Source organism: Pseudomonas sp. NPDC077649 (assembly GCF_044542855.1).
Taxonomy (GTDB): domain Bacteria; phylum Pseudomonadota; class Gammaproteobacteria; order Pseudomonadales; family Pseudomonadaceae; genus Aquipseudomonas.
In genome coordinates this window covers 233,002-247,210 of the sequence record NZ_JBITVF010000004.1, presented here as the reverse complement: position 1 = coordinate 247,210, position 14,209 = coordinate 233,002, and the positions used below count along the sequence as shown (strand labels likewise).

Sequence of the window (14,209 nt, the reverse complement as noted above, 5' to 3'; positions counted from 1 at the left end):
GACGGCAGCCGGTGTAGCCCGGATGCCCCGGGGAACTGCCGACAGACGCCCCTGGATTGCCTCCGGGCCAGGGCCTGTCGGTCAAGGCGAGAGGATCAGCGGCCCACTGCTTTCATCGCCCAGCCGCCGCAATTCGCGGAACAACGCCTGCTCGTCGCCGAGCATCAGCACGTTGCGCAGGCTCTGGAAGATGCGGCTGACATAACCCAGGTCGTTCATCAGCGAGCTGGTCTGCAGGCCGTCCAGGCGGCCGCTACGCACCTCGGCGAACAGACGCTGGCGAAACGTCGCGTCGAACTCCGCCGCCTGCTCGTCGAGCCAGCGCAAACGCGCCTGCCAGGCCTCCTCGGGCAGCTCCGAGCGGGCCAGTTCGCGCACCTCGTGCAGGGTGACGAGCAGGTGGCGGCGCAGTTCCACATAGGCCTCGCGCACCGCCGAGGGCGGCGCGTCGAGGTAGTGGCCGAGGTTCTTCTGCAGGTGCTTGGCGTCCTTGACCGCGTCCACCAGTTGCAACGCGGCCAGCTGGCAGCTGACCCAGAACCGCTGGTGCGCCTCGTCCATCGGCAGCTCCATGCGCCCCATGAAGCTCAGCAGGTCGCCGTACACCCCCTTGATATGGAACTGGTAGAGGTGCTCGGCATCGAAACCGCCGTGCGCCGGCCCGGCCTGCAGCAGCTGGTCGTCGACCCGGCTGCGCGCCAGCTGATCCACCGGCAGGTAGAGCGCATGACAGATCACCTCCAGGCTCAGCCGGCCGAGGTGGCCGAGCTCCTGCACCACCGCGCCGGAGGCGGCGTCCACCGAATCCAGGGCGCGCTCGCTGAGGTAGCGGGCGCGGGTGCGCTCGGGCTCGGCGACCGGCTCGGCCGCCAGTTCGGTGATCAGCACCTGCGGCTCGGCCCGCTCCGGCAGCCAGCGGATCAGCCGCTGCGCCAGGCGTCCCTGCAGCGGCCAGAACAGCGCCACGCCCAGGGCGTTGAACAGGGTGTGGAACATCGCCAGCTGGATCAGGCTGTTGTCGCCGAGGCCCAAGGGCTCGGCCAGGGCCTGCACCAGCCAGGTCAGCGGACCGAGCAGACAGAAGGCCAGCACCCCGGTGGTGATGTTGAACAGCACATGGGCCAGGGCCAGGCGCTGACCGCTGCGGTTGCCGCCCAGCGAGCCGACGAAGGCGGTGGTGACGCTGCTGCCGATATTGGAGCCGATGGCGATCGCCAGGCTCTGGCCCAGCTCCAGCTGGCCGCCGGCCAGCGCCGCCAGGGTCAGCATCAGGGCGGCGTGGCTCGATTGCAGCACCACGGTGATCGCCAGGCCGATGGCGGTGAACAGCAGCGCGCCGCGCAGGCCGCTCGCCTGATAGCCGCTCATGTCCAGGCCGTCGCCGAAGCTGGCGAAGCCGTCCTTGATCTGGTCGATGCCGATAAAGATGAAGGCGACGCCCAGCACGATGCGCCCGGCCGCCTTGCTCTTCGGCCCGGCGAAACCGGCCAGCACGCCGAATACCAGCAGCGGCAGGGCGAAGGGACTGAGGCTGAGGTTCTGCCCGGCCAGCGCCAGCAACCAGATGCCGCTGGTGGCGCCGAGGTTGGCGCCGAACAGGATGGCGATGCCGCCGGCCAGCTGGATCAGCCCGGTGCTGATAAAGGCGATGGTCAGCAGCGAAACCAGGGTGCTGGATTGCAGCAGCAGGGTGCCGCCGACGCCGAACAGCAGGCTCTTGAAGGGCGTCGCGGTGCTGCGCCCGAGGATCTGCTCCAGCTTGCTGCCGGCCAGCTGACGCAGCCCCTCCTCCAGGCACTGCATGCCGAACAGGAACACCGCCAGCCCGGCGCACAGCTGCAGCCAGCCCTCGCTGAACCAGAACGAGGCGGCCAAGCCCAGCACCACCAGCAGCAGGATCACCCAGCGCAGATAACGCATCGCCCGCCCTCCCTAACGCAAACGGCCCCTCGCCCCGTTAGGGAGCGAGAGGCCGCGGTCATGCAACGAACGAATCAGTCGTGCTTGTAGCCGCTGCTGGTGCAGCCCAGGCAGCGCACGAAGGCTTCCTTGCCCGGCTCGACCACCAGCGCCTCGGCCGCCTCGCCGACGTTGCCGCCCAGGGCGGTGAACGGCAGGCTGACGACGAAGGCCGCGACGCCGATGGCGGTGGCGCCGATCAGCAGCGGACGGGCGATCACCAGGTCGCCGATCATGGAGAAGGCTTTGGGCGCCTCGACGGTATACAGGGGGTCGCCACTGACGTTCTGCTGCACCACTTCCGCCTGCGCCGGCAGTGCCAGCAGGCCAGAGGTCAGCGCCAGGACAGCAGCGGTCGTGCGAAACGGTTTCATGGGGCGATCCTTCAGGTTATTCGGGAAAGTGCCAGTAACTATAACAGCGCATTGGTAATTGTCAGCGTGACGGGCGTCAATCGCCATGAAAGGCGTATTGCGGCTTTTTCGGCACGTAGGGGCGGAAAAACGCCAGCATCGCCGCCAGATCGGCCTGCTCGTCGCCGGTGGGCTGGAAGGTCGGACCGATCACCACGCGGCGGTTCTGGTAGTCCAGCGCGCCCAGCACTATGGGCACGCCCGCGCCCAGGGCGATATGGTAGAAGCCCATCTTCCAGCGCTCGACCTTCTTGCGCGTGCCCTCGGGCGACAGCACCAGGATGAATTCGCGGTTGTCCCGAAACGCCTGCACCGCTTGCTCCACGGTGTTGCGCTGCCGTTCGCGGCGGATCGGGATGCCGCCCCAGGCGCGCATCAGGCCGCCGAACGGCCAGCGAAAGAGGCTGTGCTTGCCGAACCAGCGGGCGTTCAGGCGCAGGACGAACTTCAGCGCGATAAAGATCACGAAGTCCCAGTTGGAGGTGTGGTGGGCGCCGATGGCGACGAACTTGTCGAGCCGGGGCAACTGCCCCTCGATGCGCCACCCCATGAGTTTCAGCACGCTGCGCCCCAGCCATTCGGCGGCCGGATTGCGCGGCAAATAGTTACCGGACATCGATCAACCTCGGTATTTCTTGTTGTTGTCATATCAGAACGTGTTTTACGAGCTCGCGAGCTAGAGCCATACAAGGCAAAAACAGGCGAGGACGCGGAGTTTACGAGCTGTAAATGAGCAGTCCGAGCCTGTTTTTAACGCAGTGAGGCCGACGCGCAGCAGGTCGTAAACAGGTTCTCAGCGCTGGCACTTGGGACAGTAGACGCTGGCGCGCTGGCCCAGCTTGACCTCGCGCAGGGTGCTGCCGCACAGCTTGCAGAATTCGCCGCCGCGACCGTAGACGAACAGCTCCTGCTGGAAGTAGCCGGGCTGGCCATCGCCGCCGACGAAGTCGCGCAAGGTGGTGCCGCCGCGCTCGATGGCATGGGCGAGGATGCGCTTGATCGCCTCCGCCAGTTTCAGGTAGCGCGCCCGCGAGATCGAGCCGGCCGCGCGGCGCGGGTCGATGCCGGCGGCGAACAGCGCCTCGCTGGCGTAGATATTGCCGACCCCGACCACCACGGCGTTGTCCATGATGAAGGGCTTGACCGCCATGCTGCGCCCGCGCGACAGCTGGAACAGGCGCTCGCCGTCGAAGTCCGCGCCCAGCGGTTCCGGGCCGAGCTTGCTGAGCAACTCGTGATGCAGCGGGTCCTCGCTCCACAGCAGGGCGCCGAAACGCCGCGGATCGGTGTAGCGCAGGGCCAGGCCGGACTCCAGCTCGATGTCGACGTGCTCGTGCTTGGCCGCCGGCAGGCCGCACTCGACCAGGCGCAAGCTGCCGGACATGCCCAGGTGGCCGATCAGGCTGCCGCTTTCGGCCTTGATCAGCAGGTACTTGGCGCGGCGCTCGACGCATTCGATGCGCTGGCCGGACAGGCGCACGTCCAGATCCTCGGGGATAGGCCAACGCAAGCGGCGCTCGCGCACTATCACGCGGCTGACGCGCTCACCGATCAGGTAGGGGGCGATACCGCGGCAGGTGGTTTCGACTTCGGGCAATTCGGGCATGGCAGTACGGCTGGGAAAACGGCGGAGCGCCACCTTAGCAGGAGCGGCGCGTACAACGGTAGGCCGCTACAGCACCGCCAGGTCGCGAATGCTTTCGCGCAGGTTCTCGAAGTCGTAGGCGGACAGTCCCATGTACTCCAGGATCGGCTGCTCGATATGCCGCCACTCCAGGTCCTCCGGCTGGGCGCCGAGCACCCGGTGGCTCTCGCAGATGTGCTCGGCCATCTTGAGGATCGCCAGCAGGGTCTTCAGCGGCGCGTCGCGGCCGGTTTCGTCGGCGAAGATCGACAGCGCGTTGTGGTGGTTGGCGATCACCTCGCACAGCGCTTCGGGCAGGCGCCAGGAGCGTGCGGTGAAGTAGCCGACCACCGCATGGTTGGTGTTGAGCAGGCGGTTCTCGGTGTCGACCACGCGGCGCTCGTCGCTGGCGCTGGCGTAGGCCTCCTCCAGCACCGTCATGTAGCTGGGGAAGCGCTTGATCATCAGCGGAATGCCGCAGTTGTGGAACAGCCCGAGGGTGTAGGCCTCGTCCGGCGAGTGGTAACCGAGGCGCTTGGCCAGGGTCAGGCAGGTCATGGCCACGTCCTGGGCGGTGTCCCAGAAACGGTTGAGCACCAGGATCGCCTCGTCGGTCAGCTCGCCCTTGATCGACTGCGCGTTGATCAGGTTGATCACCGTGTGGCAGCCGAGCAGGTTGACCGCCTGCTGGATCGAGGCGATGCGGTTGGCCAGGCCGAAATGCGGCGAGTTGACGATCTTCAGCAGCGCGCCGGACAGCCCGGGGTCCTGGCTGATCAGCTTGGCGATGCTCTTCAGATCCGGGTTGGGCATGACCTGCTCCATCTGCAGGTCCACCATGATCTGCGGCTGCGGCGGCACGCTGATGCCCTGGAGGGCTTGCTGGATCTGTTCGGCGGTAAGTTCGTAGGCCATGGGACGCAGGTGCCAGGTGAGAAATGCGCCACAGTTTAGCCAAAGCACCGGGTCCCCCGCAGCCGACTTTTGCAACTGCCGGGCGCCCGCGCGAGCCGCTATAATCCCGCTCTTTTTCCCCGGAGCCCGCCCATGTCCCTGCCCAGCCTGCGCCTGAAAGCCAACGCCGATCGACGCCTGCGCGCCGGCCACCTGTGGGTCTACAGCAACGAGATCGACGTCGCCGCCACCCCGCTGCACGGCTTTGCCGCCGGCGACCAGGCCGTGCTCGAAGCCGCCGGCGGCAAGCCGCTGGGCGTGGTCGCCATGAGCCCGAACAACCTGATCTGCGCCCGCCTGCTGTCGCGCGACGTCAAGCACCGCCTGGACAAGTCCCTGCTGGTGCACCGGCTCAACGTCGCCCTGAGCCTGCGCGAGCGCCTGTTCGACCAGCCCTGCTACCGCCTGGTGTATGGCGACTCCGACCTGCTGCCGGGGCTGGTGGTCGACCGCTTCTTCGACATCCTCGTCGTGCAGCTGGCCTCGGCCACCATGGAAGCGCACAAGGACGAGGTGCTCGCCGCGCTGATCCAGGTGTGCAAGCCCAGCGGCGTGCTGTTCAAGAACGACTCCAGCGCGCGCGACGCCGAGGGCCTGCAGCGCTACGTGGAAACCGCCCACGGCCAGGTGCCGGAATGGGTCGCCCTGGAAGAGAACGGGGTGAAATTCGAGGCACCGGTGATCGCAGGGCAGAAGACCGGCTGGTTCTACGACCACCGCATGAACCGCGCGCGCCTGGCACCCTACGTCAAGGGCAAGCGGGTGCTCGACCTGTTCAGCTACATCGGCGGCTGGGGCGTGCAGGCCGCGGCCTTCGGCGCCAGCGAGGTGTTCTGCGTCGACGCCTCGGCCTTCGCCCTCGACGGCGTCGAGCGCAACGCCGCGCTCAATGGCGTCGGTGAGAAGGTGACGTGCGTGGAGGGCGACGCCTTCGCCGCCCTGCGCGAGCTGAAGAGCGCCGAGGAGCGCTTCGACGTGGTGATCGCCGACCCGCCCGCCTTCATCAAGCGCAAGAAGGACCTGAAAAACGGCGAGGCCGCCTACCGCCGCCTCAACGAGACCGCCATGCGCCTGCTCTCCAAGGACGGCATCCTGGTCAGCGCCAGCTGCTCCATGCACCTGCCCGAGGACGACCTGCAGAACATCCTGCTGACCAGCGCGCGCCACCTCGACCGCAATATCCAGCTGCTCGAACGCGGCGCCCAGGGCCCGGATCACCCGGTACACCCGGCGATCAACGAGACCCGCTACATCAAGAGCCTGACCGTGCGCCTGCTGCCCAATAGCTGAGAAAGGCGTAGCCCGGTGCCATCCACCGGGCCACACAGGCGGCGCGGCGAGCCAAGCAGGTGCGCCGCATCGCCCACCACGCGACCACGAGTCGTACCGATAGGCGCACCCGCCGCCCAATGCCCGAGCGGCGTGCACCTGCCGAGTGCGTGTCGCCAGGTGCCTCCCGCCCCGCTCGCGGTTACCTCCCCCCACACCGTCCTCGCATCCCGCCCAGGCTGGACTAGGCTTTAACCTGCGGAGCAGAGCGCCGCCGGCCAACCGTTCGTCGGCTGGCGTGCTTATTGCTTTTGGTTATTTACATAACGATCGGACCACACGACAGGGACGAATCGACTCAAGCAGTACGGGCGAGGCCACAAGCCGAGCCTGTCTTGATGGGCAATGGGGAGGACTATGGCTGCGCAGGCTGGGAACGACGCGTTCCTGCGATTCACCAATGTGAAGAAGACCTACGACCACAAGACGCTGGTGGTCAAGGACTTCAACCTCAACGTGGCCAAGGGCGAGTTCATCACCCTGCTCGGCCCCTCCGGTTCGGGCAAGACCACCTGCCTGATGATGCTCGCCGGCTTCGAGGACGTGACCAGCGGCGAGATCCTGATCAACGGCCGCAACGTCACCAGCATCGCCCCCTACGACCGCAACATCGGCATGGTCTTCCAGCAGTACGCGCTGTTCCCGCACATGACCATCCGCGAGAACCTCGCCTACCCGCTGAAGATCCGCAAGCTGGCCAAGGACGAGATCCGCGCCAAGGTCGAGGACTACCTCGCCCTGGTCGAGCTGCAGGCCTTCGGCGGCCGCTACCCCGGCCAGCTCTCCGGCGGCCAGCGCCAGCGCGTGGCCCTGGCCCGCGCGCTGATCTTCGCCCCGGACATCGTGCTGATGGACGAGCCGCTCGGCGCCCTGGACAAGAAGCTGCGCGAGCAGATGCAGTTCGAGATCAAGCGCCTGCACGAGCAGCTCGGCTTCACCGTGATCTACGTCACCCACGACCAGACCGAAGCGCTGACCATGAGCGACCGCATCGCCGTGTTCAACAACGGCGCGGTGCAGCAGTGCGCGCCGCCCCACGTGCTCTACGAGCGCCCGGCCAATCTGTTCGTCGCCGACTTCATCGGCGAGAGCAACAAGCTGGCCGGGGTGATCGAAAGCGTCGGCGAGGAACGCGTCGAGGTGCGCCTGGCCGACGGCGGCCTGGTCAGCACGCTCAAGGCCAACTGCACCGAGGTCGGCCAGCCGACCACGGTGTCGGTACGCCCGGAGAAGCTCAACTTCACCGACCGCCTGGGCGGCGCCGGCAACCAGGTCAAGGCGCGCTTCGTCACCCGCCACTACGTCGGCGAGTACATCCGCTATCACTTCGAGACCGCCAGCGGCAGCGAGCTGGTGGTGAAGAACCTGAACGACAGTTCAGCCCCCAGGCTCAGCGCCCAGGAAGAGGTCGACCTGGCCTGGCTGCCGGAAGACAGCCAGGCCCTGGATCGCCCCGCAGTGCCGACGACGCCCTGACCCCACAACTAGTAGAAGCAAATGGAGCACAGCAATGGCTAGATCACTGACTACCAGCTTTTCCACCTTCGCCCTGTTGGCGGCCCTGGGGCTCGCGGCGGGCGGCGCCAGCGCCCAGGACAGCCTCACCGTGGTCTCCTGGGGCGGCGCCTACGGCGCAGCGCAGCAGAAACACGTGATCGATCCCTACCAGAAGGACAGCGGGGTCAAGGTGCTGTTCGAGGACTATTCCGGCGGCGTGGCCGAGATCAAGGCCCAGGTCGAGTCCGGCAATATCCAGTGGGACGTGGTCGACTTCGAGGTGATCGACCTCGAGCGCGCCTGTTCCGAAGGCCTGCTGGAAAGCCTCGACCACAGCACCCTGCCGCCGGGCATCGACGGCACCGCGGCCGCCCAGGACTTCATCCCCGAGGCCCTGGCCAGCGAGTGCGCGGTGGGCAATATCGTCTGGTCGGTGGTATTCGCCTACAACCAGAACACCATAGGCGCGACCAAGGCGGCGAGCATCGAGGACTTCTTCGACACCGCCAAGATTCCCGGCAAGCGCGCCATGCGCAAGCGCCCGCAGGTGAACATGGAGTGGGCGCTGCTGGCCGACGGCGTGGCCCCGGAAGAGGTCTACGAAGTGCTGGCCACCCCGGAAGGCCAGCAACGCGCCTTCGACAAGCTGGCCAGCATCAAGAACGACATCGTCTGGTTCGACTCCTGGTCGCAGGCGCCGCAGCTGCTCAACGACGGCGGCGCGGTGCTGGTGCAGTCGGCCAACGGGCGGTTTTACGACTCCATCGTGCGCGAGAACAAGCCGTTCGAGATCGTCTGGGACGGCCACGTCTACGACCTCGACGCCTGGGCCATCGTCAAGGGCTCGCCGAAGAAGGACCTGGCGATGGAGTTCATCAAGTACGCCACCGGTTCCAAGCCGCTGGCCGGCATGCCGGACGTGGCCTACGGCCCGACCCGCAAGTCGTCCATGCCGCTGGCCGACCAGAGCGCCACGCCGCACCTGCCCACCGCCCACCTGGACAAGGGCATCCAGGCCGGCTCGGAGTTCTGGGCCGACTACGGCGAGTCGCTCGGCGAGAAGTTCAACGAGTGGCTGTTGAAGTAACCCGCACCGACCCCTCTTCCTGTGGAAGAGGGGTCCGCTTTACGGAGTAGCGCCTTGTCATCCCTGACCACCAGCGAAGCCGGCCAAGCCGCCAGCGCCCGTCGCAAGAAACGCCTCGCCGCCTTTCTCTTCGTGGTGCCGCTGCTGGCCTTTATCCTGCTGACCTTCGTCGCCCCGATCGGCAGCATGCTGTGGCGCAGCGTGCACCACCCGACCGTGGCCGAACTGATTCCGCTGACCCTGGCCGAACTCGAGCGCTGGGAAGATCAAAGGCAACTGCCGGACGAGCAGACCCTGCGGGTGTTCGCCGGCGAGCTGCACAGCCTCGACGAGCAGCGCCTGTCCGGCAAGCTGGCCGAGGAGTTCAACCGCGCCTTCGCCGGCATGTCCAGCGTGGTCAAGTCCAGCGCCCGGCGCATCGGCCGACTGGACGCCGAGGCCCTGCCGGAGCGCGGCGTCGAGACCCTGCTGGCGGCCCACGGCAACTGGAGCAAGCCCGAGCTGTGGTACGCCATCGCCCGCGCCGGCCAGCGCTACACCTACGACTACTACCTCACCGCGCTGGACCTGGAACTGCACCCGGAACAGGGCATCCAGGTGCGCGAGGACACGCAGATCTACCTGCAGCTGTATTCCAAGACCCTGAACATGGCGCTGGTGATCACCCTGCTCTGCGCCCTGCTCGGCTACCCGCTGGCCTACTACCTGGCGCAGCTGCCGGAAAACCGCGCCAACCTGCTGCTGGTGCTGGTGCTGCTGCCGTTCTGGACCTCGCTCCTGGTACGCACCACGGCCTGGATCGCCCTGCTGCAGACCAACGGCGTGATCAACTCCTTCCTCATCGGCATCGGTGCCATCGGCCAGCCCTTCGAGATGCTCTACACCTCGTTCGCCACAGTCGTGGCGATGACCCACATCCTCCTGCCGTTCATGATCCTGCCGCTGTACAGCGTGATGCGCGGCATCGACCCCAGCTACCTGCGCGCCGCCCTGAGCCTGGGCGACAAGCCGATCCCGGCGTTCGCCCGCATCTACTTTCCGATGACCCTGCCGGGCCTCAGCGCCGGCGCGCTCTTGGTGTTCATCATCTCGGTTGGCTACTACATCACCCCGGCGCTGGTCGGCGGCACCGACGGCCAGATGATCAGCAACATCATCGCCTTCCACATGCAGCGCTCGAACAACTGGGAGCTGGCCGCCGCGCTCGGCTCGCTGCTGCTGGGGCTGATCCTGCTGCTGTACTGGGTCTACGACCGCTTCGTCGGCGCCAGCAATATCAAGTTGGGATGAATACAGGATGAAGACCCCCGCCTACTACGGCTTCTGGCATCACCTCGGCAGCTGGCTGCTCAAGGCCAGCTCCTGGCTGGTGCTGCTGTTTCTGATCCTGCCGATCCTGGTCATAGTGCCGCTGTCGTTCAACGCCGAGCCCTTCTTCAGCTTCACCGAGGGCATGCTCACCCTGCAGCCGGAGGCCTACTCGCTGCGCTGGTACGAGCAGATCCTCAACGACCCGAAATGGATACTGGCGATCCAGAACAGCTTCTTCATCGGCATTCTCGCCACCGTCATCGCCACCGCCCTGGGCACCTGCGCCGCGGTGGGCCTGGCCCGCGACGACATGCCCTACCGCCGCTTCATCACCGCGCTGCTGCTGTCGCCGATGATAGTGCCGCTGATCATCACCGCCGCCGGCATGTTCTTCTTCTACTCCAACCTCGGCCTGGCCGGCAGCTACCTGGGGGTGATCCTGGCCCACGCGGCGCTCGGCACGCCCTTCGTCATCATCACCGTCACCGCCACCCTCACCGGCTTCGACTACAGCCTGGCGCGCGCCGCGCTGAACCTCGGCGCCACGCCGCTGCGGGTATTCTTCGACATCATCATGCCGCTGATCCGCCCCGGAGTGATTTCCGGCGCGCTGTTCGCCTTCATCACCTCCTTCGACGAGGTGGTGGTGATCCTGTTCATGGCAGGTCCCCAGCAACGCACCATCCCGCGGCAGATGTTCTCGGGCCTGCGCGAGCAGATCAACCCGAGCATCCTGGCCATCGCCACCCTGCTGATCCTAGTGTCCATCGCCCTGCTGGTGACCATCGAACTGCTGCGCCGCCGCGCCGAGCGCCTGCGCGGCATCGAAATCCCCAACTGAGCGGCGCGCGGCTGCGCCGGCAATCGCCCGCGCCTTGGCTCGGCGGCGACAGCGGGCGTAGAATCCATGCATTCCTCGCCACCCATCCCCTGGCGGGCCCTGAGCACGGGTCAGACGCGCGGCCACCCCGCGACGTCCGGTGACCCCCGCCGAACGCACGGCCATCTCCCGTTTGCATCCGGTCCAGTCGACGCTCACCATACGAACATCACCTGATCAGCCGCAGGAACCGTGTCATGCCCGATTACCGCTCGAAAACCTCCACCCAAGGTCGCAACATGGCCGGCGCCCGCGCCCTGTGGCGCGCCACCGGGATGAAGGACGAAGACTTCAAGAAGCCGATCATCGCCGTCGCCAACTCCTTCACCCAGTTCGTGCCCGGCCACGTGCACCTGAAGGACATGGGCCAGCTGGTCGCCCGCGAGATCGAGAAGGCCGGCGGCGTGGCGAAGGAATTCAACACCATCGCCGTCGACGACGGCATCGCCATGGGCCACGACGGCATGCTCTATTCGCTGCCGAGCCGCGAGATCATCGCCGACTCCGTGGAATACATGGTCAACGCCCACTGCGCCGACGCCATCGTCTGCATCAGCAACTGCGACAAGATCACCCCTGGCATGCTGATGGCCGCCCTGCGCCTGAACATCCCGGTGGTGTTCGTCTCCGGCGGGCCGATGGAGGCCGGCAAGACCAAGCTGGCCAACCACGGCCTGGACCTGGTCGACGCCATGGTCATCGCCGCCGACGACAGCGCCAGCGACGAGAAGGTCGCCGAGTACGAGCGCAGCGCCTGCCCGACCTGCGGCAGCTGCTCCGGCATGTTCACCGCCAACTCGATGAACTGCCTGACCGAGGCCCTCGGCCTGTCGCTGCCGGGCAACGGCTCGACCCTGGCCACCCACAGCGACCGCGAGCAGCTGTTCCTGCGCGCCGGGCGCCTGGCGGTGGAGCTGTGCCAGCGCTACTACGGCGAGAACGACGACTCCGTGCTGCCGCGCAATATCGCCAACTTCAAGGCGTTCGAGAACGCCATGATGCTGGACATCGCCATGGGCGGCTCGACCAACACCATCCTCCACCTGCTGGCCGCCGCCCAGGAAGCCGAGATCGATTTCGACCTGCGCGATATCGACCGCCTGTCCCGCATCGTGCCGCAGCTGTGCAAAGTGGCGCCGAACATCCAGAAGTACCACATGGAAGACGTGCACCGCGCCGGCGGCGTCTTCAGCATCCTCGGCGAGCTGGCACGCGGCGGCCTGCTGCACACCGACGTGGCCACCGTGCACAGCCCGAGCATGGCCGACGCCATCGCCCAGTGGGACATCACCCAGACCCGCGACGAGCAGGTGCACACCTTCTTCAAGGCCGGCCCGGCCGGTATCCCGACCCAGACCGCGTTCAGCCAGAGCACCCGCTGGCCGAGCCTGGACGATGACCGCGAGAACGGCTGCATCCGCAGCGTCAAGCACGCCTACTCCCAGGAAGGCGGCCTGGCGGTGCTGTACGGCAACATCGCCCTCGACGGCTGCGTGGTGAAGACCGCCGGCGTGGATGAATCGATCCACGTGTTCGAAGGCACCGCGAAGATTTTCGAGAGCCAGGACGCCGCCGTGAAAGGCATTCTCGCCGACGAGGTCAAGGCCGGTGATGTGGTGATCATTCGCTACGAAGGCCCGAAAGGTGGCCCGGGCATGCAGGAAATGCTCTACCCGACCAGCTACCTGAAATCCAAGGGCCTGGGCAAGGCCTGCGCCCTGCTCACCGATGGCCGTTTCTCCGGCGGCACCTCCGGCCTGTCCATCGGCCACGCCTCGCCGGAAGCCGCTGCCGGCGGCGCCATCGGGCTGGTGGAAGACGGCGACAAGATCCATATCGACATCCACAATCGCACCATCCAACTGCTGGTCAGCGATGAAGAGCTGTCGCACCGCCGTCACGTCCAGGACAAGAAGGGCTGGAAGCCGGTGGAACAGCGTCCGCGCAAGGTCACCACGGCGCTCAAGGCCTACGCCCTGCTCGCCACCAGCGCCGACAAGGGCGCGGTGCGCAACAAGGCACTGCTGGACGGCTAAGCGCAAGCACCAGCGAACCCGAGAGCCCGGCCCCGTGCCGGGCTTTTGCTTTGTCCCCGCTGCCGCTTGCGCAGGAGGGACGGGGGAAGAGGGAAGACATGAAAATCGGCCTGATCAGCGACACCCACGGCCTGCTGCGCCCCAAGGCGCTGGATGCCCTGCAGGGCTGCGATCACATCCTGCATGCCGGCGATATCGGCAAGCCGGAGATTCTCGACGCATTGGGCGAAATCGCGCCGCTCAGCGCGGTGCGCGGCAATAACGACGAGGGCCTGGACTGGGCGACGGAACTGCCGGAATCGCTCGAGCTGGGCCTGGCCGGAGTGCGCCTGTTCATGGTTCATGACGCGGCCCACCTGCCCGGCGACCTGGCCGCCCGCGGCATCCACGTCGCCGTCTGCGGCCATAGCCACAAGCCGCTGGCGGAACCGCGCGACGGCCTGTTGCTGGTCAACCCCGGCAGCGCCGGGCCGCGGCGCTTCAAGCTGCCGATCTGCCTGGCGCTGCTGTATCTGCAGGATGGACAGATCCGCGTGGAGCACATCGATCTGATCTAGGCGGCGCCGCGCGCACCTATGTCATTGCGCCGAACGCCGTTCCCACACCTCGAAATCGTAGGCCGGCGACTCTGCCGTGGCCGGATGTTCCTCATGGGCCTCGCGCGTCCACTCGGCTTCACTAAATTCGGGAAACCAGGCATCGCCGATCGGACGCAGGCCAACCCGTGTCAGGTAGAGGCGCTCAGCCAGAACCAAGCCCTGCTCGTAGAGTTGGGCACCACCAATCAGCATCAGCTCGTCCATGCCCTGCTCGCGGGCCCATTGGTCGGCGCGTGTGATCGCCGCGTCCAGAGTCGGGAAGACTTCAGCGCCGTCGAGCCGAAGATCTGCCTGGCGGCTGACCACCAGATTGAGCCGCCCCGGCAGCGGCCGCCCGAGCGAATCCCAGGTCTTGCGCCCCATGATGATCGGCTTGCCCAGGGTCAGGGCCTTGAAGTGCTTGAGGTCCGCCGGCAGGTGCCAGGGCAGCTGATTGTCGCGACCGATCACGCGGTTGTCGGCGAGGGCGGCGATCAGGCAGAGGGGAAGAGTCGTTTTCATGGCTGGGAGCATAGCAGAG

General features: G+C 66.7%; 13 protein-coding genes. 7 read left to right on the top strand and 6 right to left on the bottom strand.

The annotated features are described in order from the left end of the window. Window positions 1-81: 81 nt before the first annotated feature. From ACIGFL_RS14785 to ACIGFL_RS14765, 5 genes are all read right to left on the bottom strand, one after another. Window positions 82-1,920 carry a Na/Pi cotransporter family protein gene (locus ACIGFL_RS14785; protein WP_397497694.1) on the bottom strand — a complete coding sequence of 613 codons (1,839 nt, stop codon included), beginning with the start codon at window positions 1,918-1,920 and terminating at the stop codon, window positions 82-84. 74 nt (window positions 1,921-1,994) lie between these two features. Beyond that, complete coding sequence (locus tag ACIGFL_RS14780) at window positions 1,995-2,333, bottom strand: multidrug transporter (RefSeq protein ID WP_397497693.1); 339 nt, start codon at window positions 2,331-2,333, stop codon at window positions 1,995-1,997. Window positions 2,334-2,409: 76 nt separating this feature from the next. Next, window positions 2,410-2,988, bottom strand: coding sequence for a lysophospholipid acyltransferase family protein (locus ACIGFL_RS14775; protein ID WP_397497692.1), 579 nt, complete (start codon window positions 2,986-2,988; stop codon window positions 2,410-2,412). A gap of 177 nt (window positions 2,989-3,165) precedes the next feature. Then, window positions 3,166-3,978 carry a bifunctional DNA-formamidopyrimidine glycosylase/DNA-(apurinic or apyrimidinic site) lyase gene (mutM, locus tag ACIGFL_RS14770; RefSeq protein WP_397497691.1) on the bottom strand — a complete coding sequence of 271 codons (813 nt, stop codon included), beginning with the start codon at window positions 3,976-3,978 and terminating at the stop codon, window positions 3,166-3,168. A gap of 66 nt (window positions 3,979-4,044) precedes the next feature. Next, entirely contained in the window at window positions 4,045-4,857 is an 813-nt protein-coding gene (locus ACIGFL_RS14765) for an HDOD domain-containing protein (protein ID WP_397497814.1), read from the bottom strand. Window positions 4,858-5,043: 186 nt separating this feature from the next. On the opposite strand from ACIGFL_RS14765, the gene ACIGFL_RS14760 reads away from it, so the two are divergent. From ACIGFL_RS14760 to ACIGFL_RS14730, 7 genes are all read left to right on the top strand, one after another. Continuing rightward, window positions 5,044-6,240, top strand: a complete 1,197-nt coding sequence (locus tag ACIGFL_RS14760) for a class I SAM-dependent rRNA methyltransferase (RefSeq protein ID WP_397497690.1) — start codon at window positions 5,044-5,046, stop codon at window positions 6,238-6,240. 396 nt (window positions 6,241-6,636) lie between these two features. Beyond that, a complete protein-coding gene (locus tag ACIGFL_RS14755) occupies window positions 6,637-7,755 on the top strand; it encodes an ABC transporter ATP-binding protein (protein ID WP_397497689.1) in 1,119 nt (372 codons plus the stop codon). A 34-nt stretch (window positions 7,756-7,789) separates the two neighbouring features. Beyond that, window positions 7,790-8,863, top strand: a complete 1,074-nt coding sequence (locus ACIGFL_RS14750; protein ID WP_397497688.1) for an ABC transporter substrate-binding protein — start codon at window positions 7,790-7,792, stop codon at window positions 8,861-8,863. Window positions 8,864-8,917: 54 nt separating this feature from the next. Further along, complete coding sequence (locus ACIGFL_RS14745; protein WP_021445658.1) at window positions 8,918-10,153, top strand: ABC transporter permease; 1,236 nt, start codon at window positions 8,918-8,920, stop codon at window positions 10,151-10,153. Window positions 10,154-10,160: 7 nt separating this feature from the next. Beyond that, window positions 10,161-11,015, top strand: a complete 855-nt coding sequence (locus tag ACIGFL_RS14740; protein ID WP_021445657.1) for an ABC transporter permease — start codon at window positions 10,161-10,163, stop codon at window positions 11,013-11,015. A gap of 236 nt (window positions 11,016-11,251) precedes the next feature. Further along, window positions 11,252-13,090, top strand: coding sequence for a dihydroxy-acid dehydratase (ilvD, locus tag ACIGFL_RS14735; protein ID WP_397497687.1), 1,839 nt, complete (start codon window positions 11,252-11,254; stop codon window positions 13,088-13,090). Window positions 13,091-13,188: 98 nt separating this feature from the next. After that, the gene (locus tag ACIGFL_RS14730; RefSeq protein ID WP_397497686.1) at window positions 13,189-13,647 is read left to right on the top strand and encodes a metallophosphoesterase family protein; all 459 of its coding nucleotides are present in this window, start codon (window positions 13,189-13,191) and stop codon (window positions 13,645-13,647) included. Window positions 13,648-13,668: 21 nt separating this feature from the next. Here the strand turns inward: ACIGFL_RS14730 and ACIGFL_RS14725 are convergent, their stop codons facing one another. Beyond that, complete coding sequence (locus tag ACIGFL_RS14725; protein WP_397486982.1) at window positions 13,669-14,202, bottom strand: dihydrofolate reductase; 534 nt, start codon at window positions 14,200-14,202, stop codon at window positions 13,669-13,671. Between the last annotated feature and the right edge of the window lie 7 nt (window positions 14,203-14,209).

Bases quoted from the DNA above. Each gene is read 5' to 3' on its own strand.
- ACIGFL_RS14785 (WP_397497694.1), bottom strand. From the start codon at position 1,920: ATGCGTTATCTGCGCTGGGTGATCCTGCTGCTGGTGGTGCTGGGCTTG.
- ACIGFL_RS14780 (WP_397497693.1), bottom strand. From the start codon at position 2,333: ATGAAACCGTTTCGCACGACCGCTGCTGTCCTGGCGCTGACCTCTGGC.
- ACIGFL_RS14775 (WP_397497692.1), bottom strand. From the start codon at position 2,988: ATGTCCGGTAACTATTTGCCGCGCAATCCGGCCGCCGAATGGCTGGGG.
- mutM (WP_397497691.1), bottom strand. From the start codon at position 3,978: ATGCCCGAATTGCCCGAAGTCGAAACCACCTGCCGCGGTATCGCCCCC.
- ACIGFL_RS14760 (WP_397497690.1), top strand. From the start codon at position 5,044: ATGTCCCTGCCCAGCCTGCGCCTGAAAGCCAACGCCGATCGACGCCTG.
- ACIGFL_RS14755 (WP_397497689.1), top strand. From the start codon at position 6,637: ATGGCTGCGCAGGCTGGGAACGACGCGTTCCTGCGATTCACCAATGTG.
- ACIGFL_RS14750 (WP_397497688.1), top strand. From the start codon at position 7,790: ATGGCTAGATCACTGACTACCAGCTTTTCCACCTTCGCCCTGTTGGCG.
- ACIGFL_RS14740 (WP_021445657.1), top strand. From the start codon at position 10,161: ATGAAGACCCCCGCCTACTACGGCTTCTGGCATCACCTCGGCAGCTGG.
- ilvD (WP_397497687.1), top strand. From the start codon at position 11,252: ATGCCCGATTACCGCTCGAAAACCTCCACCCAAGGTCGCAACATGGCC.
- ACIGFL_RS14730 (WP_397497686.1), top strand. From the start codon at position 13,189: ATGAAAATCGGCCTGATCAGCGACACCCACGGCCTGCTGCGCCCCAAG.
- ACIGFL_RS14725 (WP_397486982.1), bottom strand. From the start codon at position 14,202: ATGCTCCCAGCCATGAAAACGACTCTTCCCCTCTGCCTGATCGCCGCC.